Origin of the sequence: Collimonas humicola (genome assembly GCF_018304945.1) — a bacterium.
Classification (GTDB): Bacteria; Pseudomonadota; Gammaproteobacteria; order Burkholderiales; family Burkholderiaceae_D; genus Collimonas; species Collimonas humicola.
The window spans coordinates 385,644-408,713 of the sequence record NZ_JAGQEE010000004.1; the positions used below are offsets into that span (position 1 = coordinate 385,644).

Genomic DNA, 23,070 nt, shown 5'->3' on the forward strand with positions numbered 1-23,070 from the left:
TGGTGGCAAGGCGCGTGGCGTAGCAGGGGCAGGTCGCCCCTGCAAGCCATGCAACGCGGCCAGCGCGCATTTTGGCTTGAACCCTCCGGGAACGGCTGCAGGCGTCGCCTGCCGCGCGTTCGCACTCCCAAATCAGATGGGACAGGCCCTATGTGAAAAAAAACGGCATCCGAAGATGCCGTTTCGATTTTGCTCGTACAAGCTGCTTGTACAAAGCTTATAACTCAGTCTTCCCGGATCGGTTGCCCGACCATCGCATCGACTCGTTCGCGCAGCTCCTTGCCAGGCTTGAAATGCGGCACCCGTTTTTCGGGCACCATCACTTTGTCGCCGGACTTGGGATTGCGCCCGATCCGCGGTGGCCGCCGATTCAGCGCAAAACTGCCGAATCCGCGGATCTCGATGCGCTGACCGGTTGCCAAGGCATCCGCCATTGCATCGAGTATGGTTTTCACCGCGTAATCCGCATCCTTGGCTACCAGTTGCGGATAACGTTCGGCCAAGCGGGCAATCAGCTCCGACTTTGTCATTAGCTTGACTCGCTTACTTTAGTTATTGCTTAGTTCTTGCTGTTATCGAGCTTGGCCTTCAACAGAGCGCCCAGGCTGGTCGTGCCGGAAGCTGCATTGGAGTCCGAAGCCGAGGACAGCTTTTGCATTGCTTCTTGCGTTTCAACATTGTCTTTCGCCTTGATCGACAGCTGGATGCTGCGAGCCTTGCGGTCGATGTTGATGACCATGGTTTCGACTGTATCGCCGACCTTCAGGTGCGTACCGGCATCTTCCACGCGATCGCGGGAGATTTCGGAAGCGCGCAGGTAGCCTTCGACTTCGTCCGACAACTGGATCACTGCGCCCTTAGGCTCGACCGACTTGACGGTGCCCGAAACCAGCGCGCCCTTGTCGTTCATTGCAGCGAAGTTGTTGAACGGATCGCCTTCCAGCTGCTTGACGCCCAGGGAAACGCGCTCACGCTCAACGTCGATTGCCAGAACGATGGCTTCCAGCTCGTCGCCCTTCTTGAAGCGACGAACGGCTTCTTCGCCGGTTTCAGTCCACGACAGATCCGACAGATGCACCAGACCGTCGATGTTGCCGGCCAGGCCGATGAACACGCCGAAGTCGGTGATCGATTTGATCGCGCCCTTGACCTTGTCGCCCTTCTTGTGGGTAACAGCGAAGTCATCCCAAGGATTAGCCTTGCACTGCTTCATGCCCAGGCTGATACGGCGGCGGTCTTCGTCGATTTCCAGAACCATGACTTCAACTTCGTCGCCCAATTGAACGACTTTGTTTGGCGCCACGTTCTTGTTGGTCCAATCCATTTCGGAAACGTGGACCAGGCCTTCGATACCTTGCTCGACTTCGACGAATGCGCCGTAGTCGGTGAGGTTGGTGACTTTACCGAACAGACGGGTGCTTTGCGGGTAACGACGGGACAGACCGGTCCAAGGATCGTCGCCCAGTTGCTTGACGCCCAGGGAAACGCGATTCTTTTCTTGATCGTACTTCAGAACCTTGGCAGTGATCTCTTGACCGACTGTCAGCACTTCCGAAGGATGACGCACACGACGCCATGCCAGGTCGGTGATGTGCAGCAGGCCGTCGATGCCGCCCAGGTCCACGAATGCGCCATAGTCGGTGATGTTCTTGACGACGCCGGTAACGATGGTGCCTTCTTTCAGGGTTTCCATCAGCTTCTGGCGCTCTTCGCCCATCGACGCTTCGATAACGGCACGACGCGACAACACAACGTTGTTGCGCTTGCGATCGAGCTTGATGACCTTGAACTCCATGGTCTTGCCTTCGAACGGCGTAGTGTCCTTGACCGGACGGGTGTCGACCAGCGAACCCGGCAGGAAGGCACGGATGCCGTTGGTCAGGACAGTCAGGCCGCCCTTGACCTTGCCATTGACAGTACCGGTAACGATCTCGCCGGACTCCATCGCTTTTTCCAGCGAGAGCCACGATGCCAGACGCTTGGCCTTGTCGCGCGACAGGATGGTGTCGCCGAAACCGTTTTCCAGCGATTCGATGGCGACGGAGATGAAATCGCCGACAGCTACTTCGAGTTCGCCGTTGTCATTTTTAAATTCTTCAATTGGAATGAAGGCTTCTGACTTGAGGCCAGCGTTGACGATAACGAAGTTATGGTCAAGGCGCACGACTTCAGCAGAAATCACTTCACCAGAACGCATGTCTTGACGTGACAGCGATTCTTCAAACAGCGCGGCAAATTCATCGGCACCGGCAGATGCGGGGGACAGAACAGTGATGGACATAGTTTTGACTAGTTGACAGTATTGCCGCCCTATCTCTGCAAAATACTTGGGTAACCGGTTACAGCGGCGGTTACGACAGCACTTGCTAAGACGCGGTCAATATTGGGTTAGGTTTTTCAACGTCCGGCCAGACTTTGCGTCAGACCGGACACCAAGGTACTGCAAAAAAACAACAAATTTTGTTACTGCTTGCTGCTGGAAACGCTGGGTTACAACTCATTTCTCGTTCAGATCGGCTTGGCAGCGGCATGCCAGCTGAGTATCTGTTCGACCGCCTGATCGGCAGTCATTGCAGAAGTATCCAGCAGATACGCCCCTGGCGCGGCCTTTAACGGTGCAGAGCTGCGGTTGCTATCGCGCGCATCGCGCTCCGTCAAATCCTTTGAGAGGTCTTCCATATTAGCAGAAAAACCCTTGCCAATCAATTGCTTATAGCGTCGCTGGGCCCTCGCTTCAACACTCGCGGTCAAAAACACCTTGAGGGCGGCATGGGGGAATATCACGGTGCCCATGTCGCGGCCGTCGGCCACCAGCCCGGGATGTTGCCGAAAACTCAATTGTAGACCGTACAAAGCCTGGCGCACCGTTGGTATCGCAGCAATTTTCGAGGCCATATTTCCCACAGCCTCGGCCCGAATATCGTTGGTGACATCCTCGTTCGCCAGGAAAATGTGGGCGCCGTTGAAATGACAATGCAGATGCTCGGCCGCCTTGGCCAGCGCATGTTCGTCATCCAGCGGAGTATTGCGCCGCAAGACCGACAAGGCCGTCAGGCGATACAGCGCGCCGGAATCGAGATAGTGGAAACCCAGATGCTGCGCAACCTTTTGCGCGACCGTGCCTTTGCCGGATGCCGTGGGGCCATCGATGGTGATGACAGGGATAGGGGAATTAGGCATAGGAGCACTCAGTTGTTATTGTTGAATTGATACAGTTAGTTATTTGCTGACCGGTTCGAAAACATCTCACTCAGCCAGCGGCGCAAAAATTGCCTGCAGATCGTCCTGGGTCAGGCCGACATTCTGTGTTTCATCCCCTTGCGGCGACAACATGGCTTGCGCCAGGTCGGCCTTCTTTTGCTGCAGCAACTGGATGCTCTCTTCCACCGTGCCCTTGGCGATCAGCTTGTAGACGAATACCGGCTTGTCCTGGCCGATGCGCCAGGCGCGGTCGGTGGCCTGGCTTTCGGCAGCCGGATTCCACCACGGATCGTAATGGATCACGGTGTCGGCCGCAGTCAGGTTGAGGCCGACGCCGCCGGCCTTCAGGCTGATCAGGAACACCGGCACCTCTCCTTCCTGGAACTGCCGCACCGGTTCGACCCGGTCCTGGGTGGCGCCGGTCAGCAGCGCATAGCCGATATCGCGCTGGCGCAATTCGGCGGCGATCAGCGTCAGCATGCTGGTAAATTGCGAAAAGACCAGAATCCGCCGGTCTTCCTGGCGCAGCTCCTCCACCATTTCCAACAGCTCTAGCAGCTTGGCGGACGGCATTTCAGCCTGCGCTGCCTCGGCCTCGGGCTGGTCGGTCTTGAGCAAACGCGGATCGCAGCAAGCCTGGCGCAACTTCAGCAGCGCTTCCAGGATCACGATATGGCTGCGGGCGACGCCCTTCTTGGCGATTTCCTCGCGCACCTTCTTGTCCATCACCAGGCGCACATTTTCGTAGAGATCGCGTTGCGCTCCGCTCAAGGTCACGCTGCGCAGCATCTCGGTTTTCGGCGGCAGCTCCTTGGCCACCTTGTCCTTGGTCCGGCGCAACAGGAAGGGCTTGATGCGTCGGCTCAGCAAGGCCCTGCGCGTAGCATCGCCCTGCTTTTCGATAGGCTGGCGGAAGTCGCGGTTGAAGGTCTTTTCATCGCCCAGCAAACCCGGCAGCAGGAAATGAAACTGCGCCCACAGTTCGCCCAGATGGTTTTCCACCGGCGTGCCGCTGAGGCACAGCCGATGCCGTGCATTCAGCAAAGCCGCGCTTTGCGCCACCTTGGAACGCGGGTTCTTGATGTAGTGGGCTTCATCCAGGATCAGCAGATGGAAGGCATGCTCGCGCCAGCGCTCTTCATCGCGCGGCAGCAAGGCATAGGTGGTCAGCACCAGGTCGAATCCGGCGATCTGCTCGAACTGTTCCAGGCGCTGCTTGCCCTGCAACACCAGCACGCGCAGATCGGGCGCAAAGCGCGCCGCCTCCTGCAGCCAGTTGTCCATCAGGCTGGTCGGCGCAATCACCAGCGCCGGCGCGGTCAGGCGACCGCTTTGCTTTTCGGTCAGGATATGCGCCAGGGTCTGGACGGTCTTGCCCAGGCCCATGTCGTCGGCCAGGATGCCGGCCAGGTCGTATTCGCGCAGGAACTGCATCCACGCCAATCCTTGCAGCTGGTAATCGCGCAAGGTGGCTTGCAGGCCGGGCGGCGCCGACACCTGCTTGATGCCGCCGAAAGTCAGCAGCTTCTGCCCCATGCTGCGCAGCCGCTCGCCGCCCACCCAGCGCAGCTGGTTGCCGGCATCCAGCTCAGCCAGGCGCGCCGCATCGAGTGCGGACAAGCGCACCGGACCTTCCGATTTTTCAGTGAAATACAGTTCGCCCAGGGTATTGAGGATGGGCTTGATGCGGCCCCAGGGCATGGCGACATGCACGCCGTCGCTCAGGCGCACCAGCAGTTCATCCTGGTCGTCGCGCAGCGCCATGGCGCGCGGATCGAAATCCTGCGGTGCATGGCGTATCAAATCCACCAGCAGCGGCAGCAGCGATACCCGCTGCCGGTTGACCACGATGCCCATCTGCAGGTCGAAGGAGGCGCCGGCGCTGCCCGCCCCCGCCGTATCATCCGCTTCGGCGATCTCGGCATACCAGTCTTCCACTTCGGCCACATCGAAACGATATTCGGCACGCTTCTCGATCTGCCAACCTTGCGCGATCAACTGCTGCAATCCCTCTTTCGCAAAGCGCAGCCAGGCTGACTGGTCCGGCAGCATGAACATGCCGGGCATCATGGCTAGCGGATGTTGCGTCCCTTCCAGCGCGCGCATGCCGAACGCCAGCAAGGTTTGCTGCAAGGCGTTTTCGGCGGCCTGGTCGCGCATGATCTGCTCGATCCCGGCCGGCGTATTGCGGCTCAGGGCCGCGGCAAACTGGGCCGAGACGATTGCGCCGTCGTAGCGGAAATGCAGCTCGGCGAAATCCTGCATCGATGGATTACTGACGCTGGGGAGATTGCCCAGCACCAGCAAGGGCTGCGGTGCAATGTCGCGGCGCACGGTTTGGATCACCTGCGGCGGGAAGGGAATCACATCGTTCAAACCCTGCGTCAGCAATTGCTGGGCAACCGCCAAGCTATCGTCAGGGTCGAGCATCGGCGCCTGGATCACCAGATCGTTGAGCGCCTTGCTGGAGATTCGTGTATTGCGCTGCGACAGCAGCAGCTCGCCGCAGGACAGATTGTCGATATACCAGGGCGGCTCGGTAGGTAACATGTAATCCAGGCTCTTGCGCACAGACGCTGCCCCGTTCGCGGCTTCCGCTTCAAATTGCCAGCCCAGCTGCCACAGATCGCGCGCAGCGTCGCGGCCATCGTCCGGCGCTTCATGCCAGGTCAGGCTGGCGCGGCGCGGCGCGGCCAGCTGCAATGGATAGGCGGTGCCCTTCGCCAGGTCAGGCAGGGAATTGGCCCACAGCAGACGCTGTTGCAGCAGCAGCGCGCGCAACAGCTGCGCACCGAGTTTCCCGCTCAGCTCGCAGGCGGCATGCTGGGCATGATTGCCGTCGTTCTGGGCGACGAACAAGCCGATCAGATCGCGATCTTCGGGACGCAGGAACACGGCCGGATCAGCCAGCAGGCGCGGCACGTCCGTGACCGGCTGCGCGGACTGGAACTGGCCGTTGGGCCGCGGCTGCGCCTTGCACAGGTGCAGCACCGCCTTCTTGCCGTTGTAGGCAGCGGACAGCACGAAAACCACCTGGTGGGTGGCGGCTTTCTGGCGCAAGCCGGCATGCTGCGGAGGCGCCGCAACGGCGCCGGCGATTTCGCCCTGGACCCGGGTCAGCCACGCTTCCATCGTCCGCGCCAGAGCGGGCGGCGGACTGGCTTTGGCGACGGCCGGCTTGGGCGCGGCGACGGCGGGCATCGCTGGCGGTACTGGCGGTACTGGCGGTACTGGCGCCAGCGCCAGCTGATCGGCGGAAGGACGCTGCAGATATTCGATCAAGGCCGCCGCCACGTGCTTGCAGTTGGAGCCAACCGGACAGGAACAGACGCTGTCGATGTCCGGCGCATCGCGGAACATCGACAGCGTGATTTCCTGCTGATAGACGTTGCTGCCGCTGCCCTGGACTGTGGCGTTGAGGACGTCGCCATCCTGTTCCAGCGCAAGCACGCGGCGCTGGCGCACGTATTCCTGGCCATGATCATAGGTTACCTGGCGAAACAGGTCGCGCACATCGGCAAGTGTCAGATTCATGCGCGACCTGTCATTTACAATAATTTCTGCTCGGCGATCTGCGCGAACACGGTGAAATAATCCGGGAAAGTCTTGGCGACGCATTGCGGATCGTTGATGCGCACAGTGGTGCCGCGGCGTGCCGCGCCGTCCAGCGAAGCCAGCGAAAAACACATCGCCATGCGATGGTCGTCATAGGTGTCGACCGTGGCCGGCTGCAACTGCGCCGGCGGCGTCACGCGCAAATAGTCGCTGCCCTCTTCGATGGTCGCGCCCAGTTTGCGCAGCTCGGTCGCCATGGCGCTCAGGCGGTCGGTTTCCTTGACGCGCCAGCTGGCGATATTGCGCAAGGTGCTGGTGCCTTCTGCGTACAGCGCCGCGATCGCAATCGTCATGGCGGCGTCGGGGATATGGTTGAAATCGGCATCGATGGCTTTCAGCGCGCCGCCGGACGAGACTTCGATCCAGTTGTCGCCCATCGTGATGCTGGCGCCCATCTGCTCCAGCGCTTCGACAAAACGGACGTCGCCCTGGATGCTGTCTTTGCCGACGCCTTCGACCCGCAACGGGCCGCCTGCAATCGCACCGGCCGCCAGGAAATAGGAAGCGGTCGAGGCATCGCCTTCGACGTGGATGGTTTTCGGGCTTTGATACTGTGCGCCGGCAGCCACCGTAAACGCCTGCCAGCCGTCGCGCGCCACGGTGACGCCGAAACGCTGCATCAGGTTCAGGGTGATTTCAATGTAGGGCTTGGAAATCAGTTCGCCGATCACTTCTATCGTCACCGCCTCATGCTTCGCCATCAGCGGCGCCGCCATCAGCAGTGCCGTCAGGAACTGGCTGGACACATTGCCGCGCACCTGGATCCGCTGGCTATGCAGCTGGCCGCGCTGGATATGCAAGGGAGGGAAGCCGGCCACGCCTGTATACGCAATCCGCGTGCCGACTGCGTTCAACGCATCGACCAGGTCGCCGATAGGCCGCTCATGCATGCGCGCCACGCCGTGCACCGTGTAGTCGCCGCCCATGGCTGCCAGCGCCGCCGTCAGGGGACGGATCGCGGTGCCGGCATTGCCCATGAACAGATCGGCCTGGTGCACCGGAAAGGCGCCGCCGCAGCCGTGCACGGTATAGGTTTGCGTACCCTCGGCCTGCTCCCAGGCGACGCCCAGTTTCTTGAGCGCGGTCAGCATCACCAGCGTATCGTCAGAAGCCAGCAAGTCGTGGATTTGGGTAGTACCGTTAGCCAACGCCGCCAGCAGCAAAGTGCGGTTGGAAATGCTTTTGGAACCCGGCAGCCGCACCGTACCCTGGACTTTTGCCACAGGATGCAAATCCAGGTACTCGGGATAACTTTGTTTGCGTTGCATAGTCATTAATCGCCACCTTCCTTGTTCTGTTGCTCGGCCGCCTCGATGGCGCTGATCCAGTTGTGCCTTGCCTGCTGCGCGTTGCTGTAGATCGCTTCCAGCGCCGGGCCGTCGCCGGCTGCCAGCAAGGCGCGCATACGGCCCAGCTGCATCATGTAGGCATCCAGCTCGCCCAGCAAGGCGCTTTGGTTGGCCAATGAAATATCGCGCCACATTTCCGGCGACGAGCCGGCGATGCGGGTGAAATCGCGAAAACCGCTGGCCGCGTATTGAAACAGCGACGCCGCGTGCGGCTTGTTGGCAATGTCGTCCACCAGCGCATACGCCAGCACATGCGGCAAATGGCTGACCGCGGCAAACACGGCATCGTGCTGCTGCGCCGACAGTTGATGGATCAAGGCGCCGCACTGCTGCCAGGCAGCGGCCACCCTGGCCACGTCCACAGCCGAATTTTCCGGCAGCGGCGCCAGCACCACTTTCTTGCCCACATACAGTTCCGCCAGCGCGGCTTCCGGGCCGTTCTGTTCGCGGCCTGCGATCGGATGGCCGGGCACGAACTGGCCGATCTTGCCGCCCAGCGCGGCACGCGCCGCCAGCGCCACGTCAGACTTGGTGCTGCCGGCGTCGGTGACGACGGTGCCGGCTTGCAGATGCGGCGCGATGCTGGCCAGGATGGCGCCAGTCTGCGCCACCGGCGCGGCGATCAGGATCAGGTCCGCATCGGCGGCGGCATCAGCCACGCCGTTGGCGATCTGGTCGATGATTCCCAGCTCCCTGGCACGCTGCAAAGTCGTGAGATGGCGGCCGACGCCGACGATCCGCTCCGCCGCGCCGGCTTTTTTCAAAGCCAGGGCAAACGATCCGCCGATCAGTCCGACGCCAAAAATTGCGATTTTCTTGAACACAAGCATTGCTTCAATAAAGATTGATCAGGACCCTGCCGTTCAGGCCAGCAGTTTCTTCAATGCGGCTATGAATGCCGCGTTCTCTTGCGGCAGGCCGATGGTGACGCGCAGCCATTGCGGCAAGCCGTAGTTGGCGACCGGGCGCACGATGATGCCCTGCTTCAGCAACGCCAGGTTGACGCGCGCGCCGGCGCCTTCGTCGGCGCCTACCTTGACCATCACGAAGTTGCCGAACGACGGCACATATTCCAGGCCCAGCTCATCGAAGGTTTGCGTCAGCTGACGGTAGCCGTCGCGGTTCAACTGCGCGCTACGCTGCAAGAATTCGGTATCGTTCAAGGCCGCCACGGCCGCAGCCTGGGCCAGCGAATTGACATTGAACGGCTGGCGGATGCGGTTCAGCAAATCAGTGATCACCGGTTGCGCGATGCCGAAGCCGATGCGCAGGCCGGCCAGGCCGTACGCCTTGGACATGGTGCGCGATACCAGCAGGTTCGGATATTTGCGCACCCAGGCGATCGACTCGTATTGCAATTCCGGCGGCAGGTATTCGTTATAGGCTTCGTCCAGCACCACCACGATCTGCGGCGGCACGCGCGCCAGGAATGCTTCCAGCTCGGCGGCCGGAATGAAGCTGCCGGTCGGATTATTCGGATTGGCGATGAAGATCAGCTTGGTGTCGGCGGTGATCGCATTGGCCATCGCCTCCAGGTCATGGCCATAATCCTTGGCCTTGACCACGATGGCGCGGGCGCCGACCGCCTGCGTCGCCAGTGCATACACGACGAAAGAATATTCGGCGTACATGGCGGCTTGTCCGGCCTGGACGAAAGCATGGGTCGCCAGCTCCAGGATGTCGTTGCTGCCGTTGCCGAGCGTGATCCACTCTGCCGGCACGTCGTACTTGGCGGTGATTGCGGCTTTCAGGTCGAAGCCGTTGGCATCCGGATAGCGGCCGATATCGGCTACTGCCTTTTGCATGGCCAGGCGCGCCGACTCCGGCATGCCCAGCGGGTTTTCATTGGAGGCCAGCTTGATGATCTTGGCTTCGTCCAGGCCGAATTCGCGCGCTACTTCGGCAATCGGCTTGCCGCCCTGATACGGGGCGATGGCGCGTACATACTCTGGACCAAATTGAATTGACATTGTCTGCTTTCAGGACGAAATAATGAACGAGATAATTGAATGAATGCGCTAAACAAGTGCGCGCCAAAACGCCTCTTAAAAGCTGCGCGGATACGATCCCAGCAGCTTGTAGAACGCCGCGTTCTGCTGCAGTTCGTCCAGTGCCTTGGCTACCTTCTCGTCTGCCGCGTGGCCTTCGACGTCGACATAGAAATAGTATTCCCATGCGCCCATGCGCGCTGGCCGCGACTCAAAACGGGTCATCGAAACGCCATGCTTGGCGAGCGGCGCCAGCAGCTTGTAGACGGCGCCGGCCTTGTTCGCCACCGACAGCACCAGCGAAGTCTGGTCCTTGCCGCTGGCGCCGTTCTGCAGGCGGCCCACCACGGCGAAACGGGTGCGGTTGTGCGGATCGTCCTGGATATTCGCGCTGACGACCTGCAAGTCGTATTTTTGCGCAGCCATCTCGCCGGCGATCGCCGCCACGGCTTCATTTTCGCTGGCCATGCGCGCCGCTTCGGCATTCGATGCCACCGCCTGCCGTTCGATATTCGGATAGTGCTGGTTGAGCCAGGCGTTGCATTGCGCCAGCGCCTGCGAATGGGCGCAAATGCGGGCGATGCCGGCCATCGTGCCTTCCTTGGTCATCAGGCTGTGATGCACCGGAATCGACACTTCGCCGCTGATGTTGAGCGTGGTTTGCAGCAGCAGGTCGAGGGTGCGGTTGATCACGCCTTCCGAGGAGTTCTCGATCGGCGCCACGCCGAAGTCGGCGGTACCGGCTTCCGTCGCGCGGAACACTTCGTCAATCGAGACGCACGGCAGGCCTTCCACCGCGTGGCCGAACTGCTGGTACACCGCCTGTTCGCTGAAGGTGCCGGCCGGTCCCAGATAAGCTACCGTCACGCGCTTTTCCAGCGCGCGGCAAGCTGACATCACTTCGCGGAAAATGGTCTGCACGTCGCCGCCTTGCAGCGGTCCGGGATTGCGTTCGGCGACCTTGAGCAAGACCTGCGCCTCGCGTTCAGGACGGAACACCGGGGCATTGGTTTCAGCCTTGACGTGGCCGACCTCTTGCGCGATTTTCGCGCGGCGGTTCAGCAAGGCCAGGATTTCGGCGTCAATCGCGTCGATCTGCTGACGCAAGGGTAGGAGTTTATCTTCGCTCATGTTTGTTTCTATCTCTGGTTCTACTACCGGGTCCGGCACACATCGGCAACCGCTTGCCGAAAAAGCGCGCGCAATGTGGCACGCTAGCCGCGCCGCTTTTCAAATTCCTTCAGATACGCCACCAGCGCCTGCACGCCTTCCAAAGGCATGGCGTTATAGATCGAAGCACGCATGCCGCCTACCGATTTATGGCCCTTCAGCTGCAGCAAACCCTGCTCTTTGGCGCCGCCCAGGAAGGATTCGTTCAGCGTTTCATCGGCCAGGAAGAAAGGCACGTTCATGCGCGAGCGGCAGCTGCTGGCGATCTTGGTCCGGTAGAAATCGGTGGAATCCAGGTAATCGTACAGCAGTGCCGCCTTGGCGATATTGCGCTGCTCCATCGCGGCGACGCCGCCCTGCCGCTTGAGCCACTGGAACACCAGGCCGGCGATGTAGATCGCATAGGTTGGCGGCGTGTTGTACATCGAATCGTTGTCGGCGACGATTTTCCAGTTGAAGGCGGATGGACAGGCGGGCAAGGCATGGCCGAGCAAATCCTCGCGCACCAGCACCAGGGTCAGGCCGGCCGGGCCGATATTCTTTTGCGCGCCGCCGTAGATCGCGCCGTACTTGGAAACATCCACCACGCGCGACAGGATGTGCGAAGACATGTCGGCTACCAGCGGCGCGTTATTGGTTTCCGTCGCGATATCAGGCGTGAATTGATATTCAACGCCGTCGATGGTCTCATTGGTGCAGATGTGGACGTAGGCCGGATCTTTGGACAGCTGCCAGCTATCGCGCTCAGGAATTTGTGCGAAATGACGATCCTCGGAAGAAGCGGCGACGTTGACGTTGCCGTAGCGGCGCGCCTCTTTCAGCGACTTGGTCGACCAGGAGCCGGTATTGATGTAATCGCTGGTAGCCGGCTGGCCTTTGCGCCCCAGCAGGTTGAGCGGAACAATCGCGTTCTCGGCAATCGCGCCGCCCTGCATGAACAGCAGCTTGTAATTGTCCGGCACCGCGAACAGTTCGCGGAAATCGTGCTGCGCGGCGGCCAGGATAGACATGAATTCCTTGCCGCGATGACTCATCTCCATCACCGACATGCCGCTGCCCTGCCAGTCCAGCATTTCAGCAGCAGCTTGCTGCAGCACCTCTTTCGGCAACACGGCAGGACCAGCAGAAAAATTATAGATAGGCATGATGAATGTCGTCAGATAAAGAACCGGGATTGCAGAGACTACGTAGAAAACTTTGGCCTAACAGATGGCGTTGCTGTGTTGTTGCGATGTTGCCGGTCAAGCCCGAAACAATGCGCGGCCCAGGCTGGCTGGACCGCGCTGCCTGCTTGATTACTCCGGCGCTGCCTCGGAAGCATCGCCTGCCGCTGCGCTGCCGGCGTCAGCCTCTGCGCCGGCTTCCGCTTCAGCATCGACCTCGGCGTCGGATTCCACCACGCGCTGCAAACCGCTCAGCTTGGTGCCGTCTTCCACCGCGATCAGCGTCACGCCCTGGGTAGCGCGGCCCATTTCGCGGATTTCCGCGACACGGGTGCGTATCAGGACGCCGCCGGTGGTGATCAGGATGATTTCATCGCTAGGTTCCACCAGCGTTGCCGCCACCACCTTGCCGTTGCGTTCGCTGGTCTGGATCGCGATCATGCCCTTGGTGCCGCGGCCGTGGCGCGTGTACTCGGTGATCGGGGTACGTTTGCCGAAGCCGTTTTCAGTCGCGGTCAACACCGATTGCTGTTCGTTTTCGGCGACCAGCAGTGCAATGACTTGCTGCCCTTCTTCCAGGTTCATGCCGCGCACGCCGCGCGCGGTGCGGCCCATCGGACGCACATCGTTTTCGTCGAAGCGCACTGCCTTGCCGGAATCGGAGAACAGCATGACGTCATGCTGGCCGTCGGTCAGCGCGGCGCCGATCAGGAAATCGCCTTCATCCAGGTCGACCGCGATGATCCCTGCCTTGCGCGGATTGCTGAAGTCGGACAATGGCGTTTTCTTGACAGTGCCCAGGCTGGTCGACATGAAGACATAACGGTCTTCAGGGAAGCTGCGGTTGGCGCCGGACAATGGCAGCACCACCGTGATTTTCTCGCCATCCTGCAGCGGGAACATGTTGACGATCGGCTTGCCGCGCGAGTTGCGCGAGCCTTGCGGCACTTCCCAGATCTTCAGCCAGTATAGACGGCCGCGATTGCTGAAGCACAAGATGTAGTCATGGGTATTGCCGACGAACAGCTGGTCGATCCAGTCGTCTTCCTTGGTCGCCATCGCTTGCTTGCCGCGGCCGCCGCGCTTCTGCGCGCGGTATTCGGAAACAGGCTGCGCCTTCATGTAGCCGGTGTGCGACAAGGTCACCACCATGTCTTGCGGCGTGATCAGGTCTTCCGTGCCGAGATCGGTAGGATTATGCTCGATCTGCGAACGGCGCTCATCCTTGTTGCCGATGCCGTATTCGTTCTTGGCCGCAGTCATTTCGTCGGTGATGATGACGGTGACGCGTTCCGGCTTGGCCAGGATATCCAGCAAGTCGGCGATTTGCGCCATCACGTCTTTGTACTCGTTGACGATCTTGTCTTGCTCCAGGCCGGTCAGGCGCTGCAGGCGCATTTGCAGGATTTCCTGCGCCTGGTCGTCCGACAGGCGATACATGCCGTCAGTCTGGATGCCGTAATGCTTCGGCAGGTTTTCCGGACGGAAGGCTTCCACGCCGCCGAGGTTTTCCTCGCCGGTGCGGGCCAGCATTTCGCGCACCATGGAAGAATCCCAGGCACGCGCCATCAGTTCGGATTTCGCTACCGGCGGCGTCGGCGCCGCCTTGATCAGGGCGATGAAATCGTCGATGTTCGCCAGCGCTACCGCCAGGCCTTCCAGCACGTGGCCGCGTTCGCGCGCCTTGCGCAGTTCGAACACGGTACGGCGCGTGACGACTTCGCGGCGGTGCGACAGGAAGCATTCCAGCATCTGCTTCAGGTTCAGCAGTTTTGGCTGACCGTCGACCAGGGCCACCATGTTCATGCCGAAGGTGTCTTGCAGCTGCGTTTGCTTGTACAGATTGTTCAGCACCACCTCGGCCACTTCGCCGCGCTTGAGCTCGATCACCACGCGCATGCCGGATTTATCCGACTCGTCGCGCAGGTCGGAAATGCCTTCCAGTTTCTTGTCGCGCACCAGCTCGGCGATGCGTTCCAGCAAGGCCTTCTTGTTTACCTGGTACGGCAGTTCGTCGATGATGATCGCGGTGCGGCCTTCGCGCCCGAATTCTTCGAAATGGGTCTTGGCGCGCATCACCACGCGGCCGCGGCCGGTGCGATAACCGTCGCGCACGCCGGAGACGCCGTAGATGATGCCGGCGGTCGGGAAATCCGGCGCCGGGATGATTTCGATCAGCTCGTCGATCGAGCATTCAGGATTACGCAGCACATGCAGCGCGCCGTCGATCACTTCGGTCAGGTTGTGCGGCGGGATGTTGGTCGCCATGCCGACCGCGATGCCGGATGAACCGTTGATCAGCAGGTTCGGAATACGCGTCGGCAGCACCGACGGCTCCTTTTCCTTGCCGTCGTAGTTCGGCACGAAGTCGACGGTTTCCTTATCCAGGTCGGCCAGCAGTTCGCCGGCGATCTTGTCCAGGCGGCACTCGGTGTAACGCATCGCTGCCGCGCCGTCGCCATCGATCGAACCGAAGTTGCCCTGGCCGTCGACCAGCATGTAGCGCAGCGAGAACGGTTGCGCCATGCGCACCAGCGTGTCATAGATCGACGCGTCGCCGTGCGGGTGATACTTACCCATGGTTTCACCGACCACGCGCGCGCATTTCACGAACGGGCGGTTCCAGACGTTGTTCATTTCATGCATCGCGAACAAGACGCGGCGATGCACCGGCTTGAGGCCGTCGCGCACATCCGGCAGCGCACGGCCTACGATCACGCTCATGGCGTAATCGAGGTAGCTCTTGCGCATTTCTTCTTCGAGGGAAATCGGGATTGTTTCTTTAGCGAATTGATCCATTTAGCGAGTCGGCCAATCTTTACTTGGGTTGATCAATATAGAACCAACGTTCCGGAGCGATCTGCCAGTTGCTGGCGAAATGCGGCTTGAAACGCAGGTATAACCGCGTGATTTTAGCACGCGGAAGAGGCAGTTCTGGCTTTTCAGGCAAGGCGTTGCGGGCCGAAAACCTGGCGGCCCGAAAAAATATGTTTAAATGCCGCCTTGCCCGGCTTTTGGGGGATTGCCTTGTGCGCCCTCGCCATTTCTATCAGGAAATAATTTATGCGTCATATTATTGCGCTGAGCCTATTGCTAGGTTCGGCTTGCGGCTTTGCGGCCCACTCCAGCCTGGCCCAGACTACCGATATCCAGGCCGCCCCCGAAAAAAGCGCTTATCTGCAGGACGGCCGCGGTCCGGTGGTGCGCAGCCAGGATGGCTTGTGCTGGCGCTCGGGTTATTGGGATGCCAACGATGCGGTCGCCGGCTGCGATGGCGAACTGGTGTCGCCGGTGATGAAAACCATTGCGCCGGCGCTGGCAGCAGCCCCTGCAATTGCCGCTGAGCAACCCGTGGCGCCGGCTGTGGTCGCTCAATGTGAGTTCACTTTGGCCAGCGATAGCATTTTCAGCTTTGGAAAAGCAATCCTGAGCAAAGCCGCCAAGCAAGAAATTGATAAAAACACCATCGCAAAACTGCTCAATTGCGGCGGTGCCAAGGTCATCCTGGTGACCGGCTACACCGATCACCTTGGAACAGATGCATATAACAGGAAGTTATCGACACAACGCGCCGCCAGCGTCGCCAGTTATCTAAAAAGCAAAGGCGTGAACAACAGGATAGAGACAAAAGGCGCTGGCGCGGCCGAGCCAATAGTGACCTGCAGCAACAAACTAAGCATCCAAAAACGCATCGCCTGCCTCAGCCCGAACCGCAGAGTAGTGATAAAAATACAATAATTTTAAAATAAAATAGATACTTTGCTTACGCCGATGTAATATGTCGCCCGTGGTGATGTTTTCATAATGTTATGTTGTATGAAAACAACGAAGCAGGCAAAACGTGTGCTGGATCATTTGGCATCCTTCGCTAGCGCTTGCTGCCTGTGGCAGAATGATGGTCAAGTTCATTGCGTATGGTCAATCCCATACGTAACGGCCTGAACCACGTGGTACTATCCAATTTTTGATGTCGTATATTAGTTGCGCAGTTAATCTGCGGATATCTCAACCGAGAGGAGAAACATGAATAAATTAGCAAAACTCGTCTTCGCTGCGTCCGCAGTCGTCGCACTCTCTGCCTCTGCGCAGGAAATCAAAGATATCCAGGCGGCTACTCCTAACAGCGCCTACGTGCAAGATGCACGCGGTGTTATCGCACGTGACCCGTACGGTCTGTGCTGGCACACCGGCTACTGGACACCAGCTGACTCGGTTCCAGGTTGCGACGGCGAAATCGCTCAAGCTGCACCAGCTCCAGTTGCACCAGCACCAGCTCCAGTTGCACCAGCACCAGCTCCAGTATCGCAAAAGGTTACTTTCGCTGCTGACGCATTCTTCGACTTCGACAAAGCTGTCCTGAAGCCAGAAGGCAAAGCCAAGCTGGATGACCTGACATCGAAACTGGGCGCAATCAACCTGGAAGTCATCATCGCTGTTGGTCACACTGACTCGGTCGGTTCCGTTGCTTACAACCAGAAGCTGTCGGTTCGCCGCGCTGAAGCTGTCAAGGCATACCTGGTACACAAGGGCATCGAATCCAACCGTGTTTACACCGAAGGTAAAGGCAAGTCGCAACCAGTCGCTGACAACAAGACTGCTGCTGGCCGCGCTAAAAACCGTCGCGTTGAAATCGAAGTTGTTGGTACAAGCAAGTAATTGCCACCAGCAAACAATCGATTCAGACTCGATCAAAACCCCGCCTCGGCGGGGTTTTTTTTCGTATAAAACATGTCGTAGAGTGAGCATCCGTGCCCGCCCTACGACATGTTTTTAATCGGACAACAAACCGCAACACCCGACTTCCAGCTATGATTCAACCTATGAACGCAGACCCATCAGAACTCAAAAAATTCAGCGACCTGGCCCACCGTTGGTGGGATCCTGAGTCGGAATTCCGTCCGTTGCATGAAATCAACCCGCTGCGCCTGGAATGGATCAATTCGCGCGCCTCGCTGGCTGGCAAGAAGGTGCTGGACATCGGCTGCGGCGGCGGCATCCTGGCCGAATCGATGGCGCGCAAAGGTGCAACCGTCACCGGCATCGACCTGTCGGACAAGGCATTGAAGGTAGCCGACCTGCATAGCCTGGAATCGGGCATCCAGGTCCGCTACGAAAAGATCGCCGCGGAAGACATGGCCAGCCGCGAAGCCGGACAGTTCGATGTGGTGACCTGCATGGAGATGCTGGAACATGTGCCGGATCCGGCATCCATCGTGCGGGCTTGCGCAGCGCTGGCGAAACCGGGCGGGCAAGTGTTTTTCTCGACCCTCAACCGCAATCCGAAAGCCTACCTGCAAGCGGTGCTGGCGGCCGAATACCTGTTGCGCATGCTGCCTAAAGGCACGCACGACTACGCCAAGTTCATCACGCCTGCCGAACTGGCGCAGTTTGCCCGCAATGCCGGCCTGAGCGTCGATGTCATGCGCGGCATGAGCTATAACCCGCTGACGCGAATCTATTCGCTCAACCAAGACACCAGCGTCAATTATCTGATGGCGTGCACCAGGCACGCCTGAACCAGTCATTCTGCAATCCAGCCCTGACCGGCGTGGCTATATAGTGCATGCGCTGTATGCCATCTGCCATTTTCACGCACTCTAGGAACCGATCATGCCCCTGCCAATCCCGCGCGCCATCCTGTTTGACCTTGACGGCACGCTTGCCGACACCGCACCGGATCTGGCAGGGGCGCTCAACCGCTTGCGCAATGACCGCGGCTTGAGCAGCACGCCTTACGAGCAATTGCGTCCGCATACGTCAGCCGGCGCGCGCGGCATGATAGGCGCCGCCTTCGGTTTGAAGCCGGGCGACCCGGACTATGAGGAATTGCGCGTGGGTTTCCTGGCCCACTACGCGGCCGCGCTGGCGGTCGACAGCACCCTGTTCGACGGCATTCCTGCTCTCTTGAAAGAACTGCGCCAGCGCCAGTTGGGCTGGGGCGTGGTCACCAACAAGGCGGCCGTATTCACCGATCCGCTGGTAGCGCAGATCGGCCTGGCGGATGCCGACTGCGTCATTTCCGGCGACACCACCGCGCATTCGAAACCGCATCCTGAACCATTGCTGGAAGCTGCGCGGCGCCTCAATCTTCAGCCGCAGGAGTGCTGGTATGTCGGCGACGATCTGCGCGATATCCAGGCCGGCCGCGCCGCTGGCATGGCCACCGTCGCCGCCGCATGGGGTTATTGCGGCGAAAGCGAGCCGGGCAGCTGGCAAGCCGACGCCCTGATCGATACGCCGCTGCAATTGCTGGCTTTGCTGCCACAGCAGTAACTTTTTTGCGAAAAGCCGGTCATACGCCTGCGCAGCTTGATGGCCGGGGCTGGACCGGCGCCGGATCGACTGCATGGCGGCTTGCCATAGGCAGTTTCAAAGACTTTAATAAAATAGCGAGCAAGACTGTCTGGCGGTATATTGTTGACATGATTGCCCATAAGGAATAAAAAATGGCAAACCTCCCTCGCCCCTCCTGGCTTCCACGCGCCATCCGTTGGACCGGCATTACCGTTGCCGTCTTGCTAGTGCTGGCGCTGATCAGCTGGCTGGCGGTGCCGCCGGTCGCCAAGCACCTGGTTGAACAGCAAGTCGAAGCCCAGATCGGACGCAAGGCCAGCGTCGGCAAGATCGCTTTCAATCCGTTCACGCTCACGCTCACAGCCACCGATTTCACACTGTACGAACCCGATAAGACCACCCCTGCCTTTTCCGCCGGCACGCTGCTGGTGAACGCTTCCTCGGCTTCGCTGTTCCGCCTGGCACCGGTGCTCAATGAAGCCCAGCTGATCAATCCCAAGCTGCATATCGTACGCACCAGCGCCGACGGCATCGGCCGCTACAATTTTTCGGATGTGATCGACCGTATCCTGGCGATGCCCAAGAGCGACAAGCCGGCCTTGTTTTCGGTCTCGAATATTCAGCTGCAAAACGGCTCGATCAAGTTCGACGATAAGGTGACCGGCAAACTGGTCGACATCGAAGCGCTGAATATCGGCCTGCCTTACGTCTCCAATTTTCCGAGCAAGGTGGACACCTTCGTCCAGCCGCACGTGTCGGCCAAGATCAACGGCACGCCGTTCGACCTCAAGGGTCGCGCCAAGCCGTTTTCCGGCAGCCAGGAAACCTCGCTGGCGATCGATATCGACCAGCTGGATGTCGCCAGCTATGTCGCCTTTTCCCCGGTCGCGCTGCCGCTGGCGATCCAGAGCGCCAAGCTGTCCACCAAGCTCGACCTGAACTTCGTGCGCAACAAGGACAAGCCCGAAGTGCTGCTCTCCGGCTGGCTGCAGCTGGCCGATCTGGCGCTGGCCGACAAAAATGCGGCGCCTCTGCTGAAAGCGCAAACCGTCAGCGCCCAGATCGGCAAGCTGAATGTCCTTACCGCCGCCGCCGCACTCGACCGCATCGACATCCAGAAGCCGGAAGTCTGGGTCAACCTGAACGCCAACGGCAGCCTCAACTGGGCCGCCTTGAGCACGCCGGCTGCCAAGCAGGAAATCGTCAAGGATGCGCCGAAGAAGACCGCCGCTGCGCAGCCGCCGATGAGCCTGGCCAAACTCAGCATCCACGACGGCATAGTGAACTGGAAGGACGCTGTCAATGCATCGCCGGCGCTGGACCTGCAAGTCAAGAACGTCGTCCTGGAGGCATCCCGGCTGTCGATGGCGGCCGACGCCAAGCCGGCCACCGTGACGCTCTCCACCGGCACTGATAGCGACCAGCACATCCAGTTCATCGGCCAGATCACGCCGGCCAAGGCAATCGTCGCCGGCAAGGCCAGCATCAAGGCCTTGTCGCTGGCAGCGTACCAGCCCTATGTCAACCGCTCGCTGGCGGCGGTCTTGTCCGGCCAGCTGTCGCTGGACACCTTGCTTGCCATTGATGGCAGCCGTATCCAGTTGCATCAGTTGGGCATTGCTGTGGATGACCTCAAGGTTGCGGCTAAAAGCAGCGCCGGCGGCAGCATCGCGGCCAAAAAAATCAGCCTGGAAAACGCCAGCCTGGATACCCAGGCGCATACCTTCAACGCTGCCGCATTACGCCTGGCCGGCATCAATGGCGACGTCCGCCGCGACGCCCAAGGCAAACTCAACCTGCAGCAATTCATTGCGCCCGCCGGCGCGACGAACAAGAACGACAAGAGCGCCCCGGCCAAGCCAAGCGGACCGGAGTGGGTCGCCAATCTGAGCCAGTTTTCCGTCACCGACAGCAGCGTCGCCTATCTCGACAATGCCGTGAAGCCGGCAGTCAAGCTGCGTGCCGACGGCCTCAACCTGAGCGCGGAGAATGTCTCCAGCAAGCTCGACAAGCCGATCAAGGTCGCCCTGCGCACCCAGCTCAACAAGAGCGGCAAACTGGCCATCGACGGCAGTGTCGCCGCCCAGATGAAATCGGTGGCGCTCGACATCGATGCGCAAAACCTGCCGGTGCCGGCGCTGCAGCCCTACTTCACCGACTACCTGAACGTAACGCTGAGCTCGGGCCTGGCGAGCAGCAAAGGCAAGCTGTCGCTGGCGCTGCCTGGCGGCCGCCAGGAAATGACGACCGGCTATAACGGCAATCTGCGCCTGGCTAATTTCCGCGTGCTGGACAAGGAAAATTCGGCGGATTTCCTGAAGTGGAAAATGCTGGAAGTCAGCGGCATCAATGCGAATATCGGCGGTCCGCGCCAGAACGTCACGCTGGCCAAAATCGCCCTGAGCGACTTCTACGCGCGCATCATCCTGTCCGAATCGGCCAAGCTGAACCTGCAAGATATCGTGGTCTCGAAAAACGCTCCGGCCGACGCGCCGAAGCCATCCCTGACTTCGGCCGAGGCAGGCGAAGGCATGGGCCAGGGGACGCAAAAAGTCACCAAGCAGACTGCCGAAGGCACCACCACCGTCGCCCCCATCGCCGTCGCGCCGCCTAAAGAGAATGCACCTGTGATCAAGATCGGCCAGGTAGTCATCAAGGGCGGCAACGTCAACTACACCGACAACTTCGTCAAGCCGAACTACACCGCCAACATGACCGGCATGAACGGCACTGTCGGCGCGATTGCTTCTGACAAGCCAGCGCCTGCGCCGATTGACCTCAACGGCAAGATCGACAACGATGCCCCAGTCGCCATTTCCGGCTCGCTCAATCCCCTGTTCAAGCCGATGTTCCTCGACATCAAGGCTAGCGCCAACGGCGTCGAACTGCCGCGCCTGACGCCGTATGCAGCGAAGTACGCCGGCTACGCCATCGAAAAAGGCAAGCTGTCGATGGACGTCAACTACCACATCGAAAACGACAAGCTGGTGGCGGAGAACAATGTACGCATCGACCAGCTTACCTTCGGCGACAAGATCGACAGCCCGACCGCCACCAAGCTGCCGGTGCTGCTGGCAGTGGCCCTGCTGAAAGACCGTAACGGCCAGATCAACATCAACCTGCCGATTTCCGGCACCTTGTCGGATCCGCAGTTTTCGATAGGCGGCATCATCGTCCGCATCTTCGTCAACCTGATCGTCAAGGCGGTGACTTCGCCGTTCGCACTGATCAGTTCGGCCTTCGGCGGAGGCGGCGGCGATGACCTCGGCTACGCGGAATTTGCTCCCGGCTCGGCCACCCTCAGCGCCGCCACCCAAGGCAAGCTGGACACCATCGCCAAGGCGCTCAATGACCGCCCGGCGCTGAAACTGGACCTGATCGGCCGCGTCGATCCGAAGACCGATACCGACGGCGTGCGCCAGCAAGTCCTCAATCGCCAGCTGAAACGGCTGAAACAGAAGGATTCGGTCGACCAGAGCGAAGATACGCAATCAGACGACGTCACCCTGACCGACGCCGACAAGGACAAATACATGGGCAAGGTGTACAGCGCCGGCAAGTTCGACAAGCCGCGCAACGCCATCGGCTTCGCCAAATCGCTGCCGACAGCGGAGATGGAAAAGTTGATCGTCGCTAACACGCCGATTACCCAGGATGCCCTCAGCGCCCTGGCCACCCGCCGCGCCGAAGCGGTGCGCACATATCTGGAAACCAAGGGCAAGATCCCGCTGGAGCGGATCTTCCTGATCGCGCCAAAGCTGACCGCCGACGGCATCAAGGACAAGGGTGCGCCGAACCGCGTCGATTTCTCCCTGAAATAAGGCTGCGGCAGGCAACTTTCAATCCTGGCAAGCCGCTGACAGGAAAGCCCCAAGTGCGCTACAATAGGCGTCTGCTTGGGGGCGACCTGGTTTCGACGTGGGTTACAAAGCAGCGCAGGGCATACCGAGGACCGACTACCTCGTAAATACAATCGGAATAGATCTAACTGCAAACGATAACTCGTACGCACTAGCCGCTTAATAACCGGTTAGCTCTACACCATCTCGTCCCTGGGGTGGGCTGGTAAAACAGCAGTAGAGTCATTTACAGGGAATCGCTTTTAGCCGGGTTACTTGGTTAAAAGTTAAATTTAGGTGACTCGCCTGAACGAAGCGTGTGCGTCCGCGTCGGCTGGGTTAAATCAAATGACAGCACTAAGTATGTAGAACTGTCTGTAGAGGACTTGCGGACGCGGGTTCGATTCCCGCCGCCTCCACCAATATATCGTTTTAAGTCAATATCTTAGAA

15 protein-coding genes and 1 other RNA gene are annotated in these 23,070 nt (G+C 59.9%); 6 read left to right on the top strand and 10 right to left on the bottom strand.

Translation table 11 applies throughout. From position 1 onward, the window contains the following. Positions 1-224: 224 nt before the first annotated feature. The 10 genes from KHU30_RS15705 to gyrA form a co-directional block, all read right to left on the bottom strand. Positions 225-530, bottom strand: a complete 306-nt coding sequence (locus tag KHU30_RS15705; protein ID WP_098494048.1) for an integration host factor subunit beta — start codon at positions 528-530, stop codon at positions 225-227. A gap of 29 nt (positions 531-559) precedes the next feature. Further along, positions 560-2,281 (bottom strand): 30S ribosomal protein S1, encoded by a 1,722-nt coding sequence (gene rpsA, locus KHU30_RS15710; RefSeq protein WP_061943781.1) that lies wholly within the window; start codon positions 2,279-2,281, stop codon positions 560-562. Between the two features lie 227 nt (positions 2,282-2,508). Continuing rightward, the gene (gene cmk, locus KHU30_RS15715) at positions 2,509-3,180 is read right to left on the bottom strand and encodes a (d)CMP kinase (protein ID WP_211443555.1); all 672 of its coding nucleotides are present in this window, start codon (positions 3,178-3,180) and stop codon (positions 2,509-2,511) included. A gap of 66 nt (positions 3,181-3,246) precedes the next feature. After that, positions 3,247-6,735, bottom strand: coding sequence for a DEAD/DEAH box helicase (locus tag KHU30_RS15720; protein ID WP_211443556.1), 3,489 nt, complete (start codon positions 6,733-6,735; stop codon positions 3,247-3,249). 14 nt (positions 6,736-6,749) lie between these two features. Further along, a complete protein-coding gene (aroA, locus tag KHU30_RS15725; RefSeq protein WP_407928090.1) occupies positions 6,750-8,090 on the bottom strand; it encodes a 3-phosphoshikimate 1-carboxyvinyltransferase in 1,341 nt (446 codons plus the stop codon). Next, entirely contained in the window at positions 8,090-8,995 is a 906-nt protein-coding gene (locus tag KHU30_RS15730; protein WP_211443557.1) for a prephenate dehydrogenase, read from the bottom strand. Before KHU30_RS15730 ends, aroA begins: the two co-directional genes overlap by 1 nt. Positions 8,996-9,028: 33 nt before the next feature. Further along, positions 9,029-10,135, bottom strand: a complete 1,107-nt coding sequence (hisC, locus tag KHU30_RS15735; protein WP_211443558.1) for a histidinol-phosphate transaminase — start codon at positions 10,133-10,135, stop codon at positions 9,029-9,031. 75 nt (positions 10,136-10,210) lie between these two features. Continuing rightward, on the bottom strand, positions 10,211-11,284 hold the full coding sequence (gene pheA / locus KHU30_RS15740; RefSeq protein WP_211443559.1) for a prephenate dehydratase: 1,074 nt from the start codon (positions 11,282-11,284) through the stop codon (positions 10,211-10,213). 83 nt (positions 11,285-11,367) lie between these two features. Next, a complete protein-coding gene (gene serC, locus KHU30_RS15745) occupies positions 11,368-12,468 on the bottom strand; it encodes a 3-phosphoserine/phosphohydroxythreonine transaminase (protein WP_211443560.1) in 1,101 nt (366 codons plus the stop codon). Positions 12,469-12,618: 150 nt separating this feature from the next. After that, a complete protein-coding gene (gene gyrA / locus KHU30_RS15750) occupies positions 12,619-15,285 on the bottom strand; it encodes a DNA gyrase subunit A (RefSeq protein ID WP_211443561.1) in 2,667 nt (888 codons plus the stop codon). A gap of 420 nt (positions 15,286-15,705) precedes the next feature. On the opposite strand from gyrA, the gene KHU30_RS15755 reads away from it, so the two are divergent. The 6 genes from KHU30_RS15755 to ssrA all read left to right on the top strand — a co-directional run bounded on the left by KHU30_RS15755 (position 15,706) and on the right by ssrA (position 23,041). Next, entirely contained in the window at positions 15,706-16,224 is a 519-nt protein-coding gene (locus tag KHU30_RS15755) for an OmpA family protein (RefSeq protein WP_230427404.1), read from the top strand. Between the two features lie 285 nt (positions 16,225-16,509). Next, positions 16,510-17,142, top strand: coding sequence for an outer membrane protein OmpA (gene ompA, locus KHU30_RS15760; RefSeq protein WP_211443563.1), 633 nt, complete (start codon positions 16,510-16,512; stop codon positions 17,140-17,142). Between the two features lie 164 nt (positions 17,143-17,306). After that, the gene (gene ubiG / locus KHU30_RS15765; protein WP_211443564.1) at positions 17,307-18,002 is read left to right on the top strand and encodes a bifunctional 2-polyprenyl-6-hydroxyphenol methylase/3-demethylubiquinol 3-O-methyltransferase UbiG; all 696 of its coding nucleotides are present in this window, start codon (positions 17,307-17,309) and stop codon (positions 18,000-18,002) included. Positions 18,003-18,096: 94 nt separating this feature from the next. Next, positions 18,097-18,759 carry an HAD family hydrolase gene (locus tag KHU30_RS15770; RefSeq protein ID WP_211443565.1) on the top strand — a complete coding sequence of 221 codons (663 nt, stop codon included), beginning with the start codon at positions 18,097-18,099 and terminating at the stop codon, positions 18,757-18,759. Positions 18,760-18,932: 173 nt separating this feature from the next. Then, positions 18,933-22,601, top strand: a complete 3,669-nt coding sequence (locus KHU30_RS15775; protein WP_211443566.1) for a DUF748 domain-containing protein — start codon at positions 18,933-18,935, stop codon at positions 22,599-22,601. A 77-nt stretch (positions 22,602-22,678) separates the two neighbouring features. After that, positions 22,679-23,041: a transfer-messenger RNA gene (gene ssrA, locus KHU30_RS15780) on the top strand. Positions 23,042-23,070: the final 29 nt, after the last annotated feature.